This is a genomic window from Bradyrhizobium sp. WYCCWR15520, assembly GCF_056174665.1.
The window spans coordinates 164,399-184,505 of record NZ_JBWBWM010000001.1; the positions used below are offsets into that span (position 1 = coordinate 164,399).

Annotated in this window: 25 protein-coding genes and 1 tRNA gene; 9 read left to right on the forward strand and 17 right to left on the reverse strand. The window is 62.0% G+C overall.

Translation table 11 applies throughout. The annotated features are described in order from the left end of the window. Positions 1–4: 4 nt before the first annotated feature. The 15 genes from nuoK to AC0QUY_RS00860 form a co-directional block, all read right to left on the reverse strand. Positions 5–313 (reverse strand): NADH-quinone oxidoreductase subunit NuoK, encoded by a 309-nt coding sequence (gene nuoK / locus AC0QUY_RS00790; protein ID WP_161854908.1) that lies wholly within the window; start codon positions 311–313, stop codon positions 5–7. After that, entirely contained in the window at positions 310–948 is a 639-nt protein-coding gene (locus AC0QUY_RS00795) for an NADH-quinone oxidoreductase subunit J (RefSeq protein WP_161854909.1), read from the reverse strand. The genes nuoK and AC0QUY_RS00795 overlap by 4 nt, the downstream gene beginning before the upstream one ends. Positions 949–1,067: 119 nt before the next feature. After that, on the reverse strand, positions 1,068–1,562 hold the full coding sequence (gene nuoI / locus AC0QUY_RS00800; protein ID WP_475385379.1) for an NADH-quinone oxidoreductase subunit NuoI: 495 nt from the start codon (positions 1,560–1,562) through the stop codon (positions 1,068–1,070). A gap of 7 nt (positions 1,563–1,569) precedes the next feature. Further along, entirely contained in the window at positions 1,570–2,640 is a 1,071-nt protein-coding gene (nuoH, locus tag AC0QUY_RS00805; RefSeq protein WP_161854910.1) for an NADH-quinone oxidoreductase subunit NuoH, read from the reverse strand. Positions 2,641–2,650: 10 nt separating this feature from the next. Continuing rightward, on the reverse strand, positions 2,651–4,729 hold the full coding sequence (gene nuoG / locus AC0QUY_RS00810; protein ID WP_475385380.1) for an NADH-quinone oxidoreductase subunit NuoG: 2,079 nt from the start codon (positions 4,727–4,729) through the stop codon (positions 2,651–2,653). Positions 4,730–4,736: 7 nt separating this feature from the next. Continuing rightward, positions 4,737–5,225 carry a hypothetical protein gene (locus tag AC0QUY_RS00815; protein WP_161854912.1) on the reverse strand — a complete coding sequence of 163 codons (489 nt, stop codon included), beginning with the start codon at positions 5,223–5,225 and terminating at the stop codon, positions 4,737–4,739. Between the two features lie 5 nt (positions 5,226–5,230). Beyond that, complete coding sequence (gene nuoF, locus AC0QUY_RS00820; protein ID WP_161854913.1) at positions 5,231–6,556, reverse strand: NADH-quinone oxidoreductase subunit NuoF; 1,326 nt, start codon at positions 6,554–6,556, stop codon at positions 5,231–5,233. A gap of 21 nt (positions 6,557–6,577) precedes the next feature. Then, complete coding sequence (locus AC0QUY_RS00825; RefSeq protein ID WP_475385381.1) at positions 6,578–6,790, reverse strand: hypothetical protein; 213 nt, start codon at positions 6,788–6,790, stop codon at positions 6,578–6,580. Next, positions 6,790–7,401, reverse strand: a complete 612-nt coding sequence (gene nuoE, locus AC0QUY_RS00830; RefSeq protein ID WP_161854914.1) for an NADH-quinone oxidoreductase subunit NuoE — start codon at positions 7,399–7,401, stop codon at positions 6,790–6,792. The genes AC0QUY_RS00825 and nuoE overlap by 1 nt, the downstream gene beginning before the upstream one ends. An 11-nt stretch (positions 7,402–7,412) precedes the next feature. Then, positions 7,413–8,369: an FkbM family methyltransferase gene (locus tag AC0QUY_RS00835; RefSeq protein ID WP_475385382.1), complete on the reverse strand. Its 957-nt coding sequence runs from the start codon at positions 8,367–8,369 to the stop codon at positions 7,413–7,415. Then, positions 8,369–9,565 (reverse strand): NADH-quinone oxidoreductase subunit D, encoded by a 1,197-nt coding sequence (locus tag AC0QUY_RS00840; RefSeq protein ID WP_161854916.1) that lies wholly within the window; start codon positions 9,563–9,565, stop codon positions 8,369–8,371. Before AC0QUY_RS00840 ends, AC0QUY_RS00835 begins: the two co-directional genes overlap by 1 nt. 2 nt (positions 9,566–9,567) lie before the next feature. Then, on the reverse strand, positions 9,568–10,179 hold the full coding sequence (locus tag AC0QUY_RS00845; protein WP_161854917.1) for an NADH-quinone oxidoreductase subunit C: 612 nt from the start codon (positions 10,177–10,179) through the stop codon (positions 9,568–9,570). Between the two features lie 11 nt (positions 10,180–10,190). Then, complete coding sequence (locus tag AC0QUY_RS00850; protein WP_475385383.1) at positions 10,191–10,781, reverse strand: NuoB/complex I 20 kDa subunit family protein; 591 nt, start codon at positions 10,779–10,781, stop codon at positions 10,191–10,193. Continuing rightward, entirely contained in the window at positions 10,772–11,137 is a 366-nt protein-coding gene (locus AC0QUY_RS00855; RefSeq protein ID WP_057856661.1) for an NADH-quinone oxidoreductase subunit A, read from the reverse strand. The genes AC0QUY_RS00850 and AC0QUY_RS00855 overlap by 10 nt, the downstream gene beginning before the upstream one ends. A 203-nt stretch (positions 11,138–11,340) precedes the next feature. After that, the gene (locus tag AC0QUY_RS00860; RefSeq protein WP_475385384.1) at positions 11,341–11,856 is read right to left on the reverse strand and encodes a MarR family winged helix-turn-helix transcriptional regulator; all 516 of its coding nucleotides are present in this window, start codon (positions 11,854–11,856) and stop codon (positions 11,341–11,343) included. Positions 11,857–12,024: 168 nt separating this feature from the next. Between AC0QUY_RS00860 and AC0QUY_RS00865 the strand changes: the two genes are divergently transcribed. From AC0QUY_RS00865 to AC0QUY_RS00885, 5 genes are all read left to right on the forward strand, one after another. Then, positions 12,025–13,215, forward strand: a complete 1,191-nt coding sequence (locus tag AC0QUY_RS00865) for a Rieske 2Fe-2S domain-containing protein (RefSeq protein ID WP_475385385.1) — start codon at positions 12,025–12,027, stop codon at positions 13,213–13,215. A 108-nt stretch (positions 13,216–13,323) separates the two neighbouring features. Then, entirely contained in the window at positions 13,324–13,512 is a 189-nt protein-coding gene (locus AC0QUY_RS00870; protein WP_475385386.1) for a hypothetical protein, read from the forward strand. Between the two features lie 144 nt (positions 13,513–13,656). Then, positions 13,657–13,851 (forward strand): hypothetical protein, encoded by a 195-nt coding sequence (locus AC0QUY_RS00875; protein WP_161854921.1) that lies wholly within the window; start codon positions 13,657–13,659, stop codon positions 13,849–13,851. Between the two features lie 518 nt (positions 13,852–14,369). Further along, positions 14,370–14,828: an Hsp20 family protein gene (locus tag AC0QUY_RS00880; protein ID WP_161854922.1), complete on the forward strand. Its 459-nt coding sequence runs from the start codon at positions 14,370–14,372 to the stop codon at positions 14,826–14,828. An 80-nt stretch (positions 14,829–14,908) separates the two neighbouring features. Further along, positions 14,909–15,232 carry a hypothetical protein gene (locus AC0QUY_RS00885; RefSeq protein WP_161854923.1) on the forward strand — a complete coding sequence of 108 codons (324 nt, stop codon included), beginning with the start codon at positions 14,909–14,911 and terminating at the stop codon, positions 15,230–15,232. 577 nt (positions 15,233–15,809) lie between these two features. Here the strand turns inward: AC0QUY_RS00885 and AC0QUY_RS00890 are convergent. After that, on the reverse strand, positions 15,810–16,058 hold the full coding sequence (locus tag AC0QUY_RS00890; protein WP_475385387.1) for a DNA ligase-like domain-containing protein: 249 nt from the start codon (positions 16,056–16,058) through the stop codon (positions 15,810–15,812). A gap of 415 nt (positions 16,059–16,473) precedes the next feature. On the opposite strand from AC0QUY_RS00890, the gene AC0QUY_RS00895 reads away from it, so the two are divergent. Both AC0QUY_RS00895 and AC0QUY_RS00900 read left to right on the forward strand, forming a co-directional pair. After that, complete coding sequence (locus AC0QUY_RS00895; RefSeq protein ID WP_475385388.1) at positions 16,474–17,574, forward strand: sensor histidine kinase; 1,101 nt, start codon at positions 16,474–16,476, stop codon at positions 17,572–17,574. Positions 17,575–17,609: 35 nt separating this feature from the next. Then, entirely contained in the window at positions 17,610–17,882 is a 273-nt protein-coding gene (locus AC0QUY_RS00900; RefSeq protein ID WP_475385389.1) for a hypothetical protein, read from the forward strand. Position 17,883: 1 nt separating this feature from the next. Here the strand turns inward: AC0QUY_RS00900 and AC0QUY_RS00905 are convergent. After that, positions 17,884–17,960, reverse strand: a tRNA-Asp gene (locus AC0QUY_RS00905). A gap of 319 nt (positions 17,961–18,279) precedes the next feature. Between AC0QUY_RS00905 and AC0QUY_RS00910 the strand changes: the two genes are divergently transcribed. Beyond that, positions 18,280–18,579, forward strand: coding sequence for an HU family DNA-binding protein (locus tag AC0QUY_RS00910; protein ID WP_057844275.1), 300 nt, complete (start codon positions 18,280–18,282; stop codon positions 18,577–18,579). A 108-nt stretch (positions 18,580–18,687) separates the two neighbouring features. Further along, a complete protein-coding gene (gene pepT, locus AC0QUY_RS00915) occupies positions 18,688–19,947 on the forward strand; it encodes a peptidase T (RefSeq protein ID WP_475385390.1) in 1,260 nt (419 codons plus the stop codon). Positions 19,948–20,107: the final 160 nt, after the last annotated feature.

Consider the following 20,107-nt stretch of genomic DNA (forward strand, 5'->3'; position numbering starts at 1 on the left):
CGCCCTAACCCTTCATCAGATTGACGTCTTCAACCGCGATCGAACCGCGGTTGCGGAAATAGACCACCAGCACGGCCAAACCGATCGCGGCTTCCGCAGCCGCCACCGTCAGCACCAGCAGCGCGAACACCTGTCCGACGATGTCGCCGAGGAAGGTCGAGAACGCCACCAGGTTGATATTGACGGCGAGCAGGATCAGCTCGATCGACATCAGGATGACGATGATGTTCTTGCGGTTCAGGAAGATGCCGAGGATCCCGACCGTGAACAGGATGGCGCCGACCGCGAGATAGTGTCCCAGACCGATCGTCATTTCACCCACTCCGCCGCGTCCGAATCCTGCAGCCCCTGCCCCGACGCCACCTTGCGCACGGCCATCGCCAGTTCCGGCGTCCGCGCGTTCTGCACGTTGATGTCCTGCCGCTTGACCTTCGCCTTGTGGCGCAGCGTCAGCACGATCGCGCCGATCATGGCGACCAGCAGCACCATGCCTGCGATCTGGAAGTAATGGATGTACTTCGTATAGAGCACCAGCCCGAGCGCTTCGGTGTTGCTGACATTCGTCGGGATCGCCGCCGTGATCTGTTTGGCGGTATCGGGCTTCATGACCCATCCGCCCGCGACCAGCAGCAGTTCGGCAAGAAAGATGCCGCCGATCACCAGACCGATCGGCAGGTACTCGATAAAGCCCTCGCGCAGCTCGGTGAAATCGACGTCGAGCATCATGATCACGAACAGGAACAGCACCGCGACCGCGCCGACATAGACTACGATCAGCATCATGCCGAGGAATTCGGCGCCCATCAGCACGAACAGGCCGGAGGCGTTGACGAAGGCCAGGATCAGATACAGCACGGAGTGCACGGGATTGCGCGAGACAATCACCATGACAGCCGAGGCCACGCAGACGCCGGCGAACAGATAGAAGAACAGCGCGGGAAGGATCATGCGAATGTTCCTCTCGTCATTCCGGGGCACGCGAAGCGTGAACCCGGAATCTCGAGATTCCGGGTCTGGTCCTTCGGACCATCCCGGAATGACGTTGAAATCTGGATCATGCCCTCACCTCACCGGTACGGCGCGTCGAGCTCGATTGCTTTCGCAATCTCGCGTTCCCAGCGATCGCCATTGGCGAGCAGCTTGGCCTTGTCATAGTAGAGTTCCTCGCGGGTCTCGGTCGCGAATTCGAAATTCGGTCCCTCGACGATGGCGTCCACCGGGCAGGCTTCCTGGCACAGGCCGCAATAGATACATTTCACCATGTCGATGTCGTAGCGCACGGTGCGGCGGGTGCCGTCGTTACGGCGCGGGCCGGCCTCGATCGTGATCGCCTGCGCCGGGCAAATCGCCTCGCATAGCTTGCAGGCGATGCAGCGCTCCTCGCCGTTCGGATAGCGGCGCAGCGCGTGCTCGCCACGGAAGCGCGGCGAGATCGGGCCCTTCTCGAAGGGGTAGTTCAGCGTCGGCTTCGGCTTGAAGAAATAGCGCATGGCGAGAAAGAACGCCGATACGAATTCGCTCAAGAGAAGCGCACGGGCCGTTGCGTTGACGTTGATACTCATGATGGCCTCACTTCGGCGCAATGCCGGCGAATTGCAGCACGGCGGCCACAATCACCACCATCGCCAGCGACAGCGGCAGGAACACCTTCCAGCCCAGCCGCATCAGTTGATCGTAGCGGTAGCGCGGCACGATCGCCTTCGCCATCGCGAACAGGAAGAACATGAAGAACAGTTTCAGCGCGAACCACACCACGCCTGGGATCCAGGTAAACGGCGGCAGCGCCACCGGCGGCAGCCAGCCGCCGAGGAACATGATCGTCGCCAACGCGCACATCGTGGTGATCGCGACATATTCGCCGAGCATGAACAACAGATACGGCGTCGAGCCGTATTCGACCATGAAGCCCGCGACCAGTTCGGATTCCGCTTCCACCAGATCGAACGGCGGGCGATTGGTCTCGGCCAGCGCCGAGACGTAGAACACCACGAACATCGGGAACAGCGGCCACACATACCAGTTCAGGATGGTGAGTTGCGGCAGCCCGATCAGGCTGGCGAAGCCGCGGGCGTTCTGCGCTTCCACCACCGCCGAGAGGTTAAGCGAGCCGGCACACAAGAGCACCGTGATGATGACGAAGCCGATCGAGACTTCGTAGGACACCATCTGTGCCGCCGAGCGCAGCGCGGCCAGGAACGGATATTTCGAGTTCGACGACCAGCCGGCCATGATGATGCCGTAGATCGACAGCGACGAGATCGCGAAGATGTAGAGCACCCCGACGTTGATGTCTGAGATCACCCAGCCGAGATCCATCGGGATCACGGCCCAGGCGGCCAGCGCCAGCACGCACGATACCAGCGGCGCCAGCAGGAACACGCCCTTGTTGGAGCCGGACGGGATGATCGGCTCCTTCAGCACGAACTTCAGAAGATCGGCGAAGGATTGTAAGAGGCCCCATGGGCCGACCACGTTGGGGCCGCGGCGGATCTGCACCGCCGCCCAGATCTTGCGGTCGGCGAGCAGGATGTAGGCGATCGCGATCAGGAGCACGACGAGCAGCAGGACGCTCTGCGCGACCATGACGATCAGCGGCCAGAGAAAGCCGGTCCAGAACGGGCTTGCGAACAAATCAGCCATCAGATCACGCTCACTCCGCTGCCGTCAGCATTCGCCCGGCCGCCAGCCGGGAACATTCCGCCATCACCGCCGAGGCCCGCGCGATCGGGTTGGTCAGATAGAAGTCCTCGACCGACGATTTCAGCGGGCTCTTGTCGACCTTGCCGCCCTTCTTGCCCGCCAGCGCCTTGACGTCTTCGGCCTTGCCGGGCTCGATCTGGTCGATCCGCATCAGATGCGGCACGGCCTTGAACAGGGCCTGGCGCAACGCCCCGAGCGAGTCATAGGGCAGCTTCTTGCCGAGCACATCCGACAGCGCGCGGGCGATCGCCCAGTCCTCGCGTGCTTCCCCGGGCGGGAACGCCGCGCGGGCGGCGATCTGCACCCTGCCCTCGGTGTTGACATAGAGGCCGGATTTCTCGGTATAGGCCGCACCCGGCAGGATGACATCGGCGCGATGCGCGCCGCGATCGCCATGGGTTCCAATATACACCACGAACGTGCCGTCCGGCACCTTTACCTCGTCGGCCCCCAGCAGGAACAGCACGTCGAGCGTGCCGAAGGTCGTCATCTGCGCCAGGGTCAGCCCGCCCTTGCCGGCCGAAAAGCCGATATCGAGCGCACCCGCGCGCGAGGCGGTATCCTGCAGCACGGCAAAACCGTTCCAGCCGTCCTTGAGCGCGCCGACGCCCGCCGCGACCTTGGCCGCCAGCGCCAGCGCCGCCGCGCCGTCATGTCGCGATAGTGAACCGGCGCCGACCAGCACCATCGGGTTCTTGGCGCCCTTCAGCACCTCGGTGAAGGAATGCTTGCCGCTGGCGAGTTCGTTGAGCGTATCGGTGCCCGCGCCGAGATAGTCGTAATCATAGGTGAGATCGGCCCTGGCGCCGACTAGCGCGACTTTGAGCTGGCCCGTGCGCCAGCGCTTGCGGATGCGCGCGTTGAGAACGGCGGCTTCCTTGCGCGGATTGGCGCCGATGATCAGCAGCGCATCGGCCTGTTCGATCCCGGCAATGGTCGGATTGAAGATGTAGGTCGCCCGGCCGAGCTTCGGGTCGAAGGCATCGCCGCCCTGCACCGCCAGGTTTGTCGAACCATATTGCCCCAGCAGGTCCTTGAACGCGAACATCTCCTCGACTGCGGCGAGATCGCCGGCGATGGCCCCGATCCGCTTGCCGTCGCTCATCCTGACCTTGGCCGCAACCGCCGCGAAAGCCTCCTGCCACGACGCGGCGCGCAGCTTGCCGTTGTCGCGGATATAGGGCCGGTCGAGCCGCTGCGTGCGCAGGCCGTCAACGACGTGACGGGTCTTGTCGGAAATCCATTCCTCGTTCACAGCCTCGTTGATGCGCGGCAGGATCCGCATCACCTCGCGGCCGCGGGTATCGACGCGGATCGCCGAGCCGACGCCGTCCATGACATCGACCGATTGCGTCTTGCCGAGCTCCCACGGGCGCGCCGCAAAGGCATACGGCTTCGAGGTCAGCGCGCCCACCGGGCAGATATCGACGAGATTGCCCTGCAGCTCGGAAGTCAGTGCCTGCTCCAGATAGGTCGTGATCTCCATGTCCTCGCCGCGGCCGGTGGCGCCCATTTCCGGCGCGCCGGCGACTTCGGCGGAGAAGCGGACGCAGCGCGTGCACTGGATGCAGCGGTTCATCGAGGTCTTGACCAGCGCGCCCAGATACTTGTCCTCGACCGCGCGCTTGTTCTCGGCGAAGCGCGAGGTGTCGACGCCGTAGCCCATCGCCTGGTCCTGCAGGTCGCACTCGCCGCCCTGGTCGCAGATCGGGCAATCCAGCGGGTGGTTGATCAGCAGAAATTCCATCACGCCTTCGCGCGCCTTCTTCACCATCGGCGAACGCGTCGAGATTTCCGGCGGCTCGCCCTTCGGGCCGGGCCGGCAGTCGCGCACGCCCCAGGCGCAGCTTGCGACCGGCTTCGGACCGCCCTTCACCTCGACGAGGCACATCCGGCAATTGCCGGCGATCGACAGCCGCTCGTGGTAGCAGAAGCGCGGAATTTCGGCGCCCGCGGCCTCGCACGCCTGCAGCAGCGTGAATTCTCCGGGTACATCGATCTCTTTGCCGTCGATGATGAGTTTGGTCATTGCGGTCTCAGGTCTTTCCCAGCTTGCAATCTGGCGGTGTAACGCTGGCGGTCTTCAGCGACGCCTTGATCCATTGCTGGGTCTCGGCGCCATAGGTGGCGAGATAGGCCGGCTGCGCCGCGCTCTTCTCGCACAGGAACGGCAGATGCGGCTTCAGGTCGTAATCGCAGGACGCCAGCCACTCACGCTTTCCCGCGAACGCACCGATCGCTTCCTCGCAGGCGTAGAGGAAATACGTGACGAAGCTCTCGTACTGCACCTGCTCGTCGCGCCCGGCCGCCTTGATCTTCTCGTAGTCCGGCTGCGCGAACTTTGGATTCTTGAACGCCAGATCGGTGTAGCCCAGAAACGCCTGCCGCGCGCTGGATGCACGGTTGCCGGTGCGGATTTCGTTGATCTGGAACAGGATCGCAACAAAGCCGAGCAGCGCCACGGTCGCCTGCGCCATCTGCGCCAGCGTCCCGTATCTCTGCCACCAGAAGCTCGGTTGCGACATTGCGATCACTCCGCCGCGACCATGTTCACGGGATCGCGCACGCCGATATCGTCGATATCGGCCTTGTGCGAATACTGGGCGATGCGCTCTTCGATCTCGTGGCGGAAATGCGCGATCAGGCCCTGGATCGGCCAAGCGGCGGCGTCGCCGAGCGCGCAGATGGTGTGTCCTTCGACCTGTTTTGTAACTTCCAGCAGCATGTCGATTTCGCGCTTGTGGGCGCGGCCCTCAGCCATGCGGGTCAAGACGCGCCACATCCAGCCCGTGCCCTCGCGGCACGGCGTGCACTGGCCGCAGCTCTCGTGCTTGTAGAAATAGGAGATACGCGCGATCGCCCGGATCAAATCGGTCGACTTGTCCATCACGATCACGGCGGCGGTGCCGAGGCCCGAGCGCAGCTTGCTGAGGCTGTCAAAATCCATCGGCGTGTCGATGATCTGCTCGGCCGGCACCATGCGCACCGACGAGCCGCCGGGGATCACGGCTTTCAGATTGTCCCACCCGCCGCGAATGCCACCGCAGTGACGCTCGATCAGCTCGCGGAACGGAATCCCCATCGCCTCTTCGACGTTGCAGGGCCGCTCGACATGGCCGGACACGCAGAACAGTTTTGTGCCGACATTGTTGGGCCGGCCGATCGCGGCGAACCACGCCGCACCACGGCGCAGGATGTCCGGCGCGACCGCAATGGATTCGACATTGTTGACGGTGGTCGGGCAGCCGTAGAGGCCGACATTGGCCGGGAATGGCGGCTTCAGCCGCGGCTGGCCCTTCTTGCCCTCAAGGCTTTCGAGCAGCGCTGTCTCTTCGCCGCAGATATAGGCGCCGGCGCCATGCGCGACATAGATGTCGAACGGCCAACCGTTGATGTTGTCCTTGCCGACCAGCTTTGCATCATAGGCCTGGTCGATCGCGGCCTGCAGGCGCTCGCGCTCGCGGATGAATTCGCCGCGCACATAGATGTAGCAGGCATGCGCGTTCATCGCGAAGCTTGCGAGCAGGCAGCCTTCCACGAGCAGATGCGGATCGTGCCGCATGATCTCGCGGTCCTTGCAGGTGCCGGGCTCGGACTCGTCGGCGTTGACCACGAGATAGCTTGGCCGCCCGTCGGTGGATTCCTTCGGCATGAACGACCATTTCAACCCGGTCGGAAAGCCCGCCCCGCCCCGCCCGCGCAGGCCGGAGGCCTTCATCTCGTTGATGATCCAGTCGCGGCCCTTGTCGATGATCGCCTTGGTGCCGTCCCACGCGCCGCGGCGGCGCGCGCCCTCCAGCCCCCAATCGTGGAGGCCGTAGAGGTTCTTGAAGATGCGATCCTTGTCGTCGAGCATGACTTGAAGCTTCCTAGCGGATCAACGATTGGACTGCGCGTAGGCGAGGCCCGCGGCGCATCCGCCGAAGGTCAGCGCCCACAACAGGCTTGATTCGAGCGTTGCGTTCAGCCCGTAACGCTGCAGCAGAAAGATGAATGTCGCCGCCGCGACGGCGTGCATGCCGATATAGCGCCAGTTCTTCATCGCGCTGACCCTTCCCGGCCCGATCACGGGCCCTGTGCGGTTACGCATCATGTGGATTCCTTCAGCGTCGTCGGGCCGCCTGCCGGCGCCGAGAACTGACGGTCGATCTGCGGTCCCGGCTTCGGCGGATTGCCCGACGCAAAGCCGTCCAGCACCTTGCCGAAGGTTTCCTTGGTCAGGTCTTCGTAGGTGTCCTTCCAGATCTGCACCATCGGCGCATTCACGCAGGCGCCGAGGCACTCGACCTCTTCCCAGCTGAAATTGCCGTCCTTCGACAAATGGAAGGGATCGTGGTGGATGCGGCTCTGGCACACCTTGATGATGTCCTCGGCGCCGCGCAGGCGGCACGGCGTGGTGCCGCAGACCTGCACATGGGCCTTCCTGCCGACCGGCTGGAGCTGAAACATGGTGTAGAAGGTCGCCACTTCCAGCACGCGGATGTAGGGCATTTCCAGGAGGTCGGCGACCACACGGATCGCGGCTTCTGAAACCCAGCCCTCATGCTGCTCCTGCGCGCGCCACAGGATCGCAATCACCGCCGACGCCTGGCGGCCCGGCGGATATTTGGTGATCTGCGCCTTGGCCCAGGCGAGGTTCTCATCCGAGAACGCAAAGCTCGCGGGCTGCAATTCCTTCGGTGCGAGGCGGCGGACGGACATCGTTCAGTCTCTCATTGCACGCGGCGCGCGGCTTTCGCATTGAGCGCATCGATCCGGGCGAGCCAGAATGCACTTGCGGTGCCGAACACGTTGTAGCCGACATGGGTTGAAACCTTGATCCGATCCAGAATCGAAAGGTCGGTCACGGTCTCAAGGCGATGGCTGCGCGGATCGTAGACGATCAGCTTCAGCGATTGGTCGAGGATGTAGCGCGATACGGTATGCTTGGGGTCGTTGCCATGCTCCTCGCACAGCAACACGCTGTCGCCCTGCAAAAGCCGCGCACCGCCCTTCATGGCTTCGATCTCGACGCCTTCGACGTCGAGCTTGATCAAATATTTGCCGTCCGGCGCGATCTTGCCGTCGTCCAGGAGGTTATCCAGCGCGATGACCGGCACCTCCTCGCCGCCGGACTGGTCGCCGGCGATGCTGAAGGCCTCGTGCTTGGTGCCGGACAGACGCGCGGTACCGCGCGCCGCACCAATCGCGCATTTCATCGTCTCGAAACGATTGCCGTTGATCCGCGCGTTGTTGGCAAGCTTCGGAAAATTCTGCCCCGACGGCTCGATCGCGATCGCCTTGTGCGATCCAAACGGCTTGCTCGACACCAGCACCGACCAATAGCCATAATTGGCGCCGCAATCGAGCAGCGTGTAGTCGACGTCAGCGGAGTCCTGAAACAGCAACTCCAGTTCATCCTCGTAATGGAAGCTGCGATTGAGCAGCTTGCTCCAATAGCCGTCGCCATAGGGAAACTCGAACGTGGCGTCGTCATTGAGTTTGATCTGGATGCCGCGCTCCGACAGCGTCGTGCGCAACAAATTGGCGCACATGTTATAGCCGCGGTGCGAGAAGTTCGACGCCACCTTCGACCCCAGCACCAGCGCCACCGCGGCCAAACGCTCCCACGCGTTCGCACCCGCAAGTACGCCCGATGCCCGGTCAAACTGGATGGGCGCCTGCGCCATCACCGATCGACCTCTCCGAACACGATGTCGAGCGAGCCGAGAATGGCCGAGACGTCGGCGAGCAGATGGCCCTTGCAGATGTGGTGCATCGCCTGCAGATGGGCAAAGCCCGGCGCGCGGATCTTGCACTTGTAGGGCTTGTTGGTTCCGTCGGAAACCAGATAGACGCCGAACTCGCCCTTCGGCGCCTCGACCGCGGCATAGACCTCGCCGGCCGGCACGCGCACGCCCTCGGTGTAGAGCTTGAAGTGATGGATGAGGGCTTCCATCGAGCGCTTCATCTCGCCGCGGCGGGGCGGCGCGATCTTGTTGTCCTCGACGACGACAGGCCCCTGCCCATCGGGCGCGCGCAGTTTGGCGATGCACTGCTTCATGATGCGCACGGACTGGCGCATCTCTTCCATGCGGATCAGGTAGCGGTCGTAGCAGTCGCCGTTCTTGCCGATCGGGATGTCGAAATCCATCTCGTCGTAGCACTCATAGGGCTGCGCCTTGCGCAGGTCCCATGCCGCGCCCGAGCCACGCACCATTACGCCCGAGAAACCCCACTCCCAGGCTTCCTTCAGCGACACCACGCCGATATCGACGTTGCGCTGCTTGAAGATGCGGTTGCCGGTCAGGAGCGTTTCAAGGTCGGCGACCACCTGGAGGAACGGGTCGCACCAGGCCTCGATGTCGTCGATCAGTTTCGGCGGCAGGTCCTGATGCACGCCGCCAACGCGGAAATAGGCCGCGTGCATGCGCGAGCCGGAGGCGCGCTCGTAAAACACCATCAGCTTTTCGCGCTCTTCAAAACCCCACAGCGGCGGGGTCAGCGCGCCGACGTCCATCGCCTGCGTGGTAACGTTGAGCAGATGCGACAGGATGCGGCCGATCTCGCAGTAGAGCACCCGGATCAATTGCCCGCGGCGCGGCACCGTGATGCCGAGCAGCTTTTCCGCTGCGAGACAGAACGCATGTTCCTGATTCATCGGCGCGACGTAATCGAGCCGGTCGAAATAGGGAATCGCCTGCAGGTACGTCTTCTGCTCGATCAACTTCTCGGTGCCGCGGTGAAGCAGCCCAATGTGCGGATCGACGCGCTCGACGACTTCGCCATCCAGTTCAAGGACGAGACGCAGCACACCGTGGGCGGCAGGATGCTGCGGCCCAAAGTTGATCGTGAAGTTACGAAGGTTCTGGCTTTGCTCGTTCATGGTCAGGCCTTTGGCTCTGCCTTCTCATCGCCCGGAAGCGGATAGTCAGCGCCTTCCCATGGCGAGAGGAAATCGAATTTGCGGAATTCCTGGTTGAGCCGGACCGGCTCGTACAGCACCCGCTTCTCCTGGTCGTCGTAACGCACCTCGACGAAGCCGGTGAGCGGGAAATCCTTGCGCAGCGGATGGCCGTCGAAACCGTAATCGGTCAGCAGCCGGCGCATGTCGGGATGGCCGGTGAAGATCACGCCGTAGAGATCGTAGGCCTCGCGCTCGAACCAGTCGGCGCCCGGAAACACATCGATGATCGACGGCACCTGCGTGCTCTCGTCGGCTTCGGCGCGGACGCGGATGCGCTCGTTCAGGGTCGGCGACAGCAGGTGATAGACCACATCGAAACGCTTCTCGCGGCCGGGGTAGTCCACCGCCGTCACGTCGGTGATGTTGACGAAGCGCATGGCCGGGTCGTCGCGCAGATAGGTGGCGACTTCGACAATCTTTGTCGCATCGACCGTAATGGTGAGCTGGTTGAACGCGACCGCATGGGCGCTGGCCGCGCCGCCAAGCGCGCTAACAATCGTCTGCCCAAGGGCGTCGAGCTTGCCGTCGTCCATTACCTAAAACCTTAGCGTTCGATGGTCCCGATGCGCCGGATCTTCTTCTGCAGCAGCAGTATGCCGTAGAGCAGCGCCTCCGCCGTCGGCGGACATCCGGGCACGTAGATGTCGACGGGCACGATGCGGTCGCAACCGCGCACGACCGAGTAGGAATAGTGATAATAGCCGCCGCCATTGGCGCACGACCCCATCGAGATCACGTAGCGCGGCTCCGGCATCTGGTCGTAGACCTTGCGCAGCGCCGGCGCCATCTTGTTGGTCAGCGTGCCCGCCACGATCATGACGTCGGACTGCCGCGGCGAGGCGCGCGGCGCGAAGCCAAAGCGCTCGACGTCGTAGCGCGGCATCGACACCTGCATCATCTCGACCGCGCAGCAGGCGAGACCGAACGTCATCCACATCAGGGATCCCGTGCGCGCCCAGGTGATCAGATCGTCGGCAGCAGCAACGAAGAAACCCTTGTCCGAAAGCTCGTGATTGACCTCGAGGAAGAACGGGTCATTGTGCCCGACCGGCTTGCCGGTCGAGGGATCGAGAATGCCCTTCGGCGCCTGCGCGGTATCAGGCGAAGAGCCTATGGCTGTCTGGCTCAATCCCATTCGAGCGCGCCTTTCTTCCACTCATAAGCAAAGCCGACCGTGAGGACGGCGAGGAACACCATCATCGACCAGAAGCCGGTAGCCCCTAACTTGCCGAACGCAACCGCCCACGGGAACAGAAACGCCACTTCGAGGTCGAAGATGATGAAGAGGATGGCGACCAGGTAGAAGCGCACATCGAACTTCATGCGGGCGTCATCGAATGCGTTGAATCCGCATTCATAGGCGGAGAGCTTTTCGGGGTCCGGCTGCTGGAACGCGACCAGGAACGGGGCGATCAGAAGCGCCAGTCCGATCAGGCTCGCCACTCCGATAAACACGACAAGTGGCAGGTAATTTTGCAGGATGCCGGTCATCGGCGGTGCCTTTTCCTGCGGTTTTGAGCGGCCGCAGATTCGTTGATTGGAATTATTCTTGCCTTAGCGCAGCGCAACAGGGGGCGCAAGACAAGCCGCCCTGACGCCCAAGCCCGCCCCCAATGCGTTGGCAGAACACCAAAAAGTGTTGCGTTCCTGCCTCTCCTGACCAACGCGAGGCGGGCGGCATGGTGCCCGACTATTCAGTTCAAATCCTTCTCATCGGCGAGCATCTGGGCGGCCGTATCCGTGAGCCGGTCGATCTGGTCGAGCAGCACCGCCAACTCGTCCTTGCCGAGCTGTTCCAGGAGGCGCCGGTTGCGCTCATGCGCCCCCGCCACAATCGCATCATGGGCGGCCAGCCCCGCCTTGGTCAGGCAAACCAGCGTCTCGCGGTTGTCCCGCGGATTGACCTCCTTGGCGACCAGTTTTCGCGACACCAGTTCCGCCAGCGCCCGGCTGATCTGTCCCTTGTCCATGCCGACCGCTTCGGCGAGCCGGTTAACGCTCATTGGCGGCCGCCGCCCCAGCGAAGCCACGAGGCCGAACTCGACCGAGGACAGTCCCGCCAGCCGCTTGTAGCGCAGGATGGCGCTGCGCTTGAGCAGATTGGCCAGCACTATCAGCCGCGACGACATCATCGCGGTGATCGGCGCCATCTCTCCGTCCCGCGTGGCAGCGGCCGACGGCGCGGTCTGCTTTCCCGGCTTCTGGCTCATCTCCAAAGCTCTGCCAATAAAGCGCGGCGATGCCAAGCTCGGCGACGACGGCGATCGCGCAAGGCAATCGGGCGATACAAAAAGCCGATCGTTGACATTGTCATCGATTTCTACTTCACTTCGATTTATACGATCGCGGCGTCAGAAGCCGCGGCGGGAGGAAACGGCATGACAGTTACGCAGCGGGATCGCGATCTCGGGACCGGCTACGCCATGAAGCCGTCCACCACCCGGACCGAGCTGACCTCGGTCGGCCGCGGCACGCCGATGGGCGAACTGCTCCGGCGCTACTGGCATCCGGTCGGGCTTGTGTCCGACGCCACCGATATCCCCAGAAAAGTGCGCGTGCTCGGGGAAGATCTGGTGCTGTTTCGCGACAGGCACGGCCGCGCCGGCCTGCTGCATGCCCGCTGCTGCCATCGCGGCACCACGCTCTATTACGGCAAGGTCGAGGAAGATGGCATCCGCTGCTGCTATCACGGCTGGAAGTTCGACACCGAGGGCCATTGCATCGAACAGCCCTGCGAGCCCGAGGGCGGCCTGTTCAAGGATAAGGTGCGCCAGCCCTGGTATCCCCTGCAGGAGCGCTATGGCCTGATATTCGCCTATCTCGGACCATCAGAGAAAAAGCCGGCGCTGCCGCGCTACGAATGCCTGGAGAAAATGGACGACGGCGAGTTCGTCGAGGCGGACGATTCCTCGATCGGCGGCGGTGGGCCCGCAATCATTCCCTGCAACTGGCTGCAGCATTTCGAGAACGTGGTCGACCCGTACCACGTCCCGGTGCTGCATGGATCGTTCTCGGGGCCGCAATTCACCAACATGATGGCCTCGATGCCGGAGGTGAAGTTCGAGATGTCGCCGCGTGGCGTCACCGTGCGCTCGATCCGGCATCAGGATGACGGCAAGGTGTTTTACCGCGTGACGGAAGCCGCCCTGCCCACACTGCGCGTGGTACCCAATCCGCGTGTCGCGCAATTCGCCCGCGTCGAGTCGATCGGCTGGACGCTGCCGATCGACGATACGTCGTTCCGCATCTATGTCGCCGGCCGCGTAAAAAATTCCGGCGACATCGGCAGGATGCGCTCCAAATTCAACGGAAAATTCTGGTGTGACATGACCGAACGGGAGCACCAGCAATTCCCCGGCGATTACGAGGCGCAGGTCGGCCAAGGCCCGGTGACGCTGCACTCGGAAGAACATTTCGGCCAGAGCGACCGCGGCATCCTGATGATCCGTCGGATGCTGAGCGATCAACTCGCGGCCGTAGCCGAAGACCGCGATCCGATCGGCGTCTCCTTTGATTCGAACGCGCCGCCGGTTGAATTCGACGCGGGGAATTTCATTCGCGATGCGTGAGACAGCCGGCTCAGCAATAAGAAAACGCGACGCAGGCGGCCGCTCCGGTAGAAGTCGCCGCAAGGCCCCCGCTCCAGCGATACGTGCTGGCGCCGCCCACGATCGTCTGTGCGCCGAACTTTCCTCGACCGCACCACCTTCAACGTCCTGATCGAGCCGACCAACAAGGAGTTTGCGCTCAGCGACACCACGATGGGCCCGTTCGGCCACCCTCTTCCCTTTGTTTTCATTACTGTTTTCATTCCAGCCGGTCCGCTGCCTGCGCGCATCGATGCCGGTGGCGCGCCCTGTATGTGATCTACGTCACGGATGATTTGGCAGAAAACCGGCCAAAACCGGCTGAATGAAACCATTTTGCCGAAACCGCGAAACCATCCTGAAACAGACGGGGCGTACGTCTCTCGCCAACACAGGACGCCAAAGGCGTCCAGGAGGCATCACATGAACCACTCCATTCACTCGGCAGATCGCAGCACCCATTTGAAGATCGTGGTCGTCGCGCTGGTGGCTGGCATCGCGGTGGCGGCGTTCGGTATCTCCGCCCGCACCGGTGCGGATTACAGCCAGACAGCCCAGGTCGTGAAGGCCGGCAAGCCGGTGGTCATCACCAGCTCGGGCACCTCGACGGTCCGTTAAACGATATCGACATCGTTGGAATAAAAACGGCCGCCTCAAGGGCGGCCTTTTTGTTTGCGGCGGTGCTTAGGGAACGATTGGTATTTCACTGTTCCAGAGGGCCGCCAACTGAGCCAGCAGGTCCAAAGGACGGCCCCCGCGGCAAACTCAGCCTACTTCCATGTTCTGTTCAATACCGGACAGACATTGCCATTTTTTCCCGCTTCTATCGGTGTGCCAGATGGGTACCCACTACCCTATCTGGCTGTTTGAAATGGAAATACTTTGGATGGCCTCGGTGCACGCTTCGCGCTGGGGCCATTTTTATCTGGGCCGTTCCGGGGGTTGACACCGTGGTAAGGCGCGGCGCGTGTCGTCAAAAATTTTTTGCGGCTGCCTTGAAACCAAAACCGATTTTCCTAATTTTTTCGTCGCCACCATACGGTGGTGTCCGGGTGCCTGATGGGCCCGGGCTGGAGACGGGCACCGGTCGTGTCCGGTGCCGCTCGTAACCAACTTGCTCATTGGAGGATTTGGCTATGCGCAGTTACAACTTTGAACCTCTCTGGCGCTCGACCATCGGATTCGACCGCCTCTTCGATCTCGCGGAAGCGGCCGCCCAACACGTCGGCGAGGACCACTATCCACCCTACAACATCGAACGGCTTGGCGAAGATCACTATCAGATCTCGCTGGCTCTCGCCGGTTTTTCACCCGACGAGATCTCGGTGACCGCAGAGCAGAACGTGGTTACCGTTGAGGGCGACAAGGCCGAGAAGACTGATCGGGAATTCATGTATCAGGGCATCTCGACCCGGCGCTTCAAGCGCCAGTTCAACCTTGCCGATTATGTGCAGGTGAAGAGCGCCGCCTTTGACAATGGCCTGCTCAAGATCGAACTGGTCCGGGAGATCCCCGAGGCCATGAAGCCTCGCCGCATCGCCGTCAACGGCGTAGCCGGCGGTAACGTCAAGCAGATCGATTCCAAGGCGGCCTAATAACGTCGCTCTCCCTTGCTCTCACCGCGCGCCGGCGACCGGCGCGCGGCATCGCAACCTCGTCTGAATAGGAGGGTACCATGCGGCCGACGACCGCAATCGAAGATAATGTCTTCAACATCAACGCCCTGATACATCCCGGCACGGTGTTCAATCACCCCCGAGACGTCGTAAGCCACCCCACGCTCACATTGGCCGAGAAGCGCGCCATTCTCGCCTCCTGGGCTTCAGATGCGTCTGCTATCGCTTCGTGCCCTGCCCTTCGAGCGCCCGATGGCCTGAAAGCGCCGGTGACTATTGACGAGATTCTCGACGCGCTCTGCGAACTCGACGGCAAGCCCTGGAACCCGCCGGGAGGCAAACCCTTCCGCTTGCGGTCCACCGAGCGTGCACTTGCGGCCTAGAGGTCGGAGGCTGTAGGCCGGGTGGGTTAGCCACGCGTTGATATGCGAGACCGTGTCAGCCTGCCTTGCCTGCAGCTCAAATTGTTCGCGCTCTTTGCTGCCTGCGGGAAGCTCCGCTGAGCCCATGGAGATATCTGGCATTCGGTGTAGACCTGTTCACATCCCCGAATGCAGCCATCGCGAACAGACGAATTATTACCCGACATGGTCATGCAGTTGATCCTACAGCCCGATGTTGGGGCGCATGCTGCTGTCGCGTAATTTACTGCGGTAGCTGACGAGAAAACCAATACGCTCATCACGAGTAGTGTTCGTGCTCGCTGCTCGCGGCATGACGTTCACCCTCTCGCTGTGACCGGCACGGGCCCATCCCGCGCAGAAACTGCGCCTAGTCTGTGAAGAGGATTACGCCTGGGAGAAAATCGCGAAGCGGGGACACTGGCCGCGGCAGCACGGAGGTGAACCGGGCATGGGTAGCGAGCGCTCTGCGCTGAATATCAGACGGACCCCGGCCAGCGACCTTGGAGGCATCAGCTGACCGGGGCCGCCTCCACACGCCGCCAGCCGGCGTGTTGGCTCAGAACTGATCCGCAACGCGGCCGTATGCCGGGTGCTGCCGGTTCTTGACCTTGATCCAGTCGCAAGTCTTCGCGCGCCGCTGCCGGTGCTTTGAGACGATCCCCTCCAGCCGCATCCGGCACGCCGCGGTGAACAGATCCGGTCCTATCTCGCCGCGCTCGAATGGCGCCACGAAGATCCCCTGTGCCCGGCCGCGCAGCAGCTTGTCGAGCTGGGCCTTGCGGTCGAGTAATGGCTGGTCCCGCAAGTCCTCGCCGCCGAAGGCAAATAGGTCGAAGGCGTGGAGCTAGGCCTCGTCGTTGTACTTGTTCGAGTGCAGGGCGTTGAAGTCCGAAATGCCCTGGACATCGAGCACGCAGATCTCGCCGTCGATGACGAACTGGCGGTGGCGGATCTTCAGCGCCGTCTCCGCGATCCATGGGAACCGCCATGTCCAATCGAGGCCGCTCCTGGAAAGCAGCTGGACGTCCTTGCCGTCGTCGTATTTTACCTCGTGGATCCAATCGGGGCTCCGGGACGGTCTTGGATATTACTTGCTAATCCACGGGAGGAACCATCGCCACCATAAAGCATTCTCTTAGTTCGCCGCGGCAGTCCCGCCCGCTCCTGGTCAGCTTAGCAAAAGCGATGCACACGGTTCTGCATCGGGGAAGATGTAGGCCATGAAAGAGCCAGATCCGCACGTCCTCGGTTCGGACGCGGCAGCGCAGATCAACGACCTCTTTGATGCAGTTGATGTGGCCAAGGCCATCAATAGCGAGGAGTTCCGTCAACTCCTCGACCGCGTCCCGATCCCGATCATCATCTCCAAATTCGTGCGCGGCGATCACCGCATTTGCTATGCGAACGGAGCCTTCGAACGGGTGATCGGTATGAAATTGCCGGAGTTTGCCGGCCGCGGTTGGACGATACTCACTTCATTCGTAGACGAGAAGGATCAAAACACGACCCTTGCGAAATCCATGTTGAGTAATGGTGACGACTTTTTGGGCACATTTAAGCGAACGCAGCCAACACCATTGGTAGTTGAAGCGTTCTGCGGAGTGATCGAGAAGGAAGACGGCACAGAGAACTACCGCGTTGCGGCGCTAATTGACGTGACAAGCCGGCTTGACGAGCGCGAGGAGTTCGAGCGCAAGACGAAGGAGCAGGATATGCTCCTTCGCGAGTTGCAACACCGCGTCAAAAACAACCTGCAACTCATCGTTGCTCTCATCCGGCTCGAAGCGAGAGCCGAGAGACGGGGCGAGAAGGTCAATTTGGCGGCGCTTGCTGGTCGTATCGAGTCCCTGTCAATCATATATAACGCCCTCTCGTCGGATGGACAGCAGAGCGAGATCGACTTGGGCAATTACCTGAACCAGATCGCATCGGCTGTCATGAATGCGCATGCGGCCGAAGGCATCCGGCTCGACATCAAGGTCGACCATACACCAACGTCCATAAACGTTGCGTTGCCCGTTGGTTTGATCGCGAACGAACTAGTAACCAATGCATTCAAGTATGCTTTTGTGGGCCGACCCGGCGGAACGATTACCCTGCACTGCCTCCGGCAAGATTCTGAAAGATATCGTGTCGTTGTGGCTGACGATGGCGTTGGCTTGCCGGAAGGAGGTCAATGGCCGGTTCCTGGAAAGATAGGATCGTTGATCGTGCAGGCGCTGCACGAGAATACGAAAACGGATTTGGTCGTTGAAACCGAGCGGGACCGGGGCGTTCGCGTGACGCTAACCTTTGGCCACAAATTGGCAGTCCGGCACTAGCCTTCGGCAAGGACGAGCAGCGGCAGCTGCAGGACATGCGGCGCTCTGGCGCCGTCGAGGGCGACGCCGGCGGCGGCTCCGTTGAGGAGGATCAGGCCAACAAGATGGCGAACACCGTCGACCGCAACAAGCAGCTCCGCAAAACCTATAATCCGGTCAACGTCGCCAGCGTCCGGCGATTCGACAAAGCCCGTGCGGTGGGTGCCAAACGGCTTGCGGCGGCAGAACAAAAGGGCACAGAAAGTGTCATACTCACGTCCCTTATGACACTTTTGAAAACCGCGGATGGCGCTAAGTCATTGAAATAACTGGCGCGAGAGACGGGACTCGAACCCGCGGCCTCCGCCGTGACAGGGCGGCGCTCTAACCAACTGAGCTACTCCCGCGGATGCCGTAATCAGATCCTGATCCGCGCAGAACCGAGGGCATAAAGGCCCGCTCCCGCTTAGTCAAGGACGTTGCGAATACCTGCGTGAGACAGGGCATTCTGCGATTTCGATGCAAATTGCCGCCTGTTTTCGGGCAAAACGGCGTAGGCAGCCGTCTGCCGAATCGTCTAAGGCCTGTGACATCAGGGTTTCTTGAAACCTTCCCGCGCTGATCGAGCGAAATCCCGGGGTTTCAGGTCACCACGCAATGCATTTTTCCGGCGCGGACTGGCATTCAACCACGCTCAAGCCAATCAACCAACGAGGAGGGCCAGATATGGCGAAGAAAGCGGCGGCTCCAGCCACCATCACACTCAAGCATCTGGCGGCAGCGCTCGCCGAGGAACATGACCTGTCGAAGAAGGCCGCCGAGGCGATCCTGACCGACATGGTCGGCAAAATTACAAAACACCTGAAGAAGGGCGAGCGTATCAGGATCGTCGGGCTCGGCATCCTCCAGGTCCGCAAGCGCGCTGCCCGCACCGGCCGCAACCCGGCCACCGGCGAGCCGATCCAGATCAAGGCCAGCAAGAAGGTGGCGTTCCGCGCCGCCAAGGAACTCAAGGAAGCCGTCTAGGCCGGAATTTCCTCCCCGATCTGACCAGAAGCGCCATTCCGGCGGGGGACCCGGAATGGCGCTTTTCTGCTATAGAGCCTTCCTGTTGCTCATCTTTTTTGGATCGTCATGCCGGCTTCCCCTCTTGCCTTCACCCACGATGTCACCGAGCGCTTCCTGCGCTATGTCGTGATCGACACCCAGTCCGATCCAAATTCGCCGACCTGCCCTTCCACCGAGAAGCAGAAGAATCTGGGCCGCCTGCTGGCGTCCGAGTTGCAGGCGTTGGGGCTCAAGGATGCCCATCTCGACGAGCACGGCTATGTCTACGCGACCATCCCGGCCAATACCGACAAAAAGGTCCCGGTGATCTGTTTCTGCTCGCACATGGACACGTCGCCGGACTGCACCGGCGCCAACGTCAAGCCGCAGATCGTGAAGAATTATCGCGGCGGCGACATCGTGCTGCCGGCCGATTCCACGCAGGTGATCCGCGCCGCCGATCATCCGGCGCTCGCCGACCAGGTCGGCCATGACATCATCACCACTGACGGCACGACCTTGTTGGGCGCCGACAACAAGGCCGGCCTTGCCGAGATCATGGATGCGGCGCGGTTCCTGATCGAGAATCCGCAAATCAAGCACGGCACCATCAAGATCCTGTTCACGCCCGATGAAGAGATCGGCCGCGGTGTCGACAAGGTCGACCTGAAAAAGTTAGGCGCCGACTTCGCTTATACGATGGACGGCGAAACCGCAGGGAATATCGAGGACGAAACCTTTTCCGCCGACGGCGCCACCATCACCATCGAGGGCGTCTCGACCCATCCGGGTTTCGCCAAGGGCAAGATGGAGCACGCGATGAAGATCGCCGCCGCCATCATCGACCGCCTGCCCAAGGACACGTGCTCGCCGGAGACGACCGAGGGCAAGGAAGGCTTTTTGCATCCGATCGGCATTTCCGGGCAGCTGGAGAAAGCCACCATCGGCTTCATCGTCCGAGATTTCACCGACGAGGGCCTGAAGGAAAAGGAAGCCCTGCTCGAAGGCATCGTCAAGGACGTGATGAAGGATTATCCGCGCTCGACCTACCGGATGGAGGTCAAGCAGCAATACCGCAACATGAAGCAGGTGATCGACCGCCATCCGGAGACCGTCGACTACGCCATCGAGGCGATCAGGCGCGCCGGACTAAATCCGGTGCGAAGCTCGATCCGCGGCGGCACCGACGGCTCGCGGTTGTCGTTCATGGGCCTGCCCTGCCCCAACATCTTTGCGGGCGAACACGCCTTCCACTCGCGGCTGGAATGGGTGAGCCGCCAGGACATGGAAAAGGCGGCGGAGACGATTGTGCACCTGGCCATGATTTGGGAAGAACGGGCCAAGTAATCGTCGCTCCGCCTCTCTCCCGTCATTGCGAGGAGCCAACGGGTCGCGCGAATGCGCGCCCGATGACAGGCTCCGCTACAAAGCAATCCATCTATCCGTTATGCCGCGCTATGGATTGCTTCGCTTCGCTCGCAATAACCGCGTGGCGCGCAGCGCGCTC

Coding starts and splice junctions, on each gene's coding strand:
- AC0QUY_RS00880 (WP_161854922.1), top strand. CDS start 14,370: ATGCGCAGTTACAACTTTGAACCTCTCTGGCGCTCGACCATCGGATTC.
- AC0QUY_RS00885 (WP_161854923.1), top strand. CDS start 14,909: ATGCGGCCGACGACCGCAATCGAAGATAATGTCTTCAACATCAACGCC.
- nuoF (WP_161854913.1), bottom strand. CDS start 6,556: ATGCTCGACGACAAGGATCGCATCTTCAAGAACCTCTACGGCCTCCAC.
- AC0QUY_RS00900 (WP_475385389.1), top strand. CDS start 17,610: ATGCGGCGCTCTGGCGCCGTCGAGGGCGACGCCGGCGGCGGCTCCGTT.
- nuoH (WP_161854910.1), bottom strand. CDS start 2,640: ATGGCTGATTTGTTCGCAAGCCCGTTCTGGACCGGCTTTCTCTGGCCG.
- nuoG (WP_475385380.1), bottom strand. CDS start 4,729: ATGACCAAACTCATCATCGACGGCAAAGAGATCGATGTACCCGGAGAA.
- AC0QUY_RS00815 (WP_161854912.1), bottom strand. CDS start 5,225: ATGTCGCAACCGAGCTTCTGGTGGCAGAGATACGGGACGCTGGCGCAG.
- AC0QUY_RS00855 (WP_057856661.1), bottom strand. CDS start 11,137: ATGACCGGCATCCTGCAAAATTACCTGCCACTTGTCGTGTTTATCGGA.
- AC0QUY_RS00910 (WP_057844275.1), top strand. CDS start 18,280: ATGGCGAAGAAAGCGGCGGCTCCAGCCACCATCACACTCAAGCATCTG.
- AC0QUY_RS00840 (WP_161854916.1), bottom strand. CDS start 9,565: ATGAACGAGCAAAGCCAGAACCTTCGTAACTTCACGATCAACTTTGGG.
- nuoE (WP_161854914.1), bottom strand. CDS start 7,401: ATGTCCGTCCGCCGCCTCGCACCGAAGGAATTGCAGCCCGCGAGCTTT.
- AC0QUY_RS00875 (WP_161854921.1), top strand. CDS start 13,657: ATGAACCACTCCATTCACTCGGCAGATCGCAGCACCCATTTGAAGATC.
- nuoK (WP_161854908.1), bottom strand. CDS start 313: ATGACGATCGGTCTGGGACACTATCTCGCGGTCGGCGCCATCCTGTTC.
- nuoI (WP_475385379.1), bottom strand. CDS start 1,562: ATGAGTATCAACGTCAACGCAACGGCCCGTGCGCTTCTCTTGAGCGAA.
- pepT (WP_475385390.1), top strand. CDS start 18,688: ATGCCGGCTTCCCCTCTTGCCTTCACCCACGATGTCACCGAGCGCTTC.
- AC0QUY_RS00850 (WP_475385383.1), bottom strand. CDS start 10,781: ATGGGATTGAGCCAGACAGCCATAGGCTCTTCGCCTGATACCGCGCAG.
- AC0QUY_RS00860 (WP_475385384.1), bottom strand. CDS start 11,856: ATGAGCCAGAAGCCGGGAAAGCAGACCGCGCCGTCGGCCGCTGCCACG.
- AC0QUY_RS00835 (WP_475385382.1), bottom strand. CDS start 8,369: ATGGCGCAGGCGCCCATCCAGTTTGACCGGGCATCGGGCGTACTTGCG.
- AC0QUY_RS00825 (WP_475385381.1), bottom strand. CDS start 6,790: ATGCGTAACCGCACAGGGCCCGTGATCGGGCCGGGAAGGGTCAGCGCG.
- AC0QUY_RS00895 (WP_475385388.1), top strand. CDS start 16,474: ATGAAAGAGCCAGATCCGCACGTCCTCGGTTCGGACGCGGCAGCGCAG.
- AC0QUY_RS00845 (WP_161854917.1), bottom strand. CDS start 10,179: ATGGACGACGGCAAGCTCGACGCCCTTGGGCAGACGATTGTTAGCGCG.
- AC0QUY_RS00865 (WP_475385385.1), top strand. CDS start 12,025: ATGACAGTTACGCAGCGGGATCGCGATCTCGGGACCGGCTACGCCATG.
- AC0QUY_RS00795 (WP_161854909.1), bottom strand. CDS start 948: ATGATCCTTCCCGCGCTGTTCTTCTATCTGTTCGCCGGCGTCTGCGTG.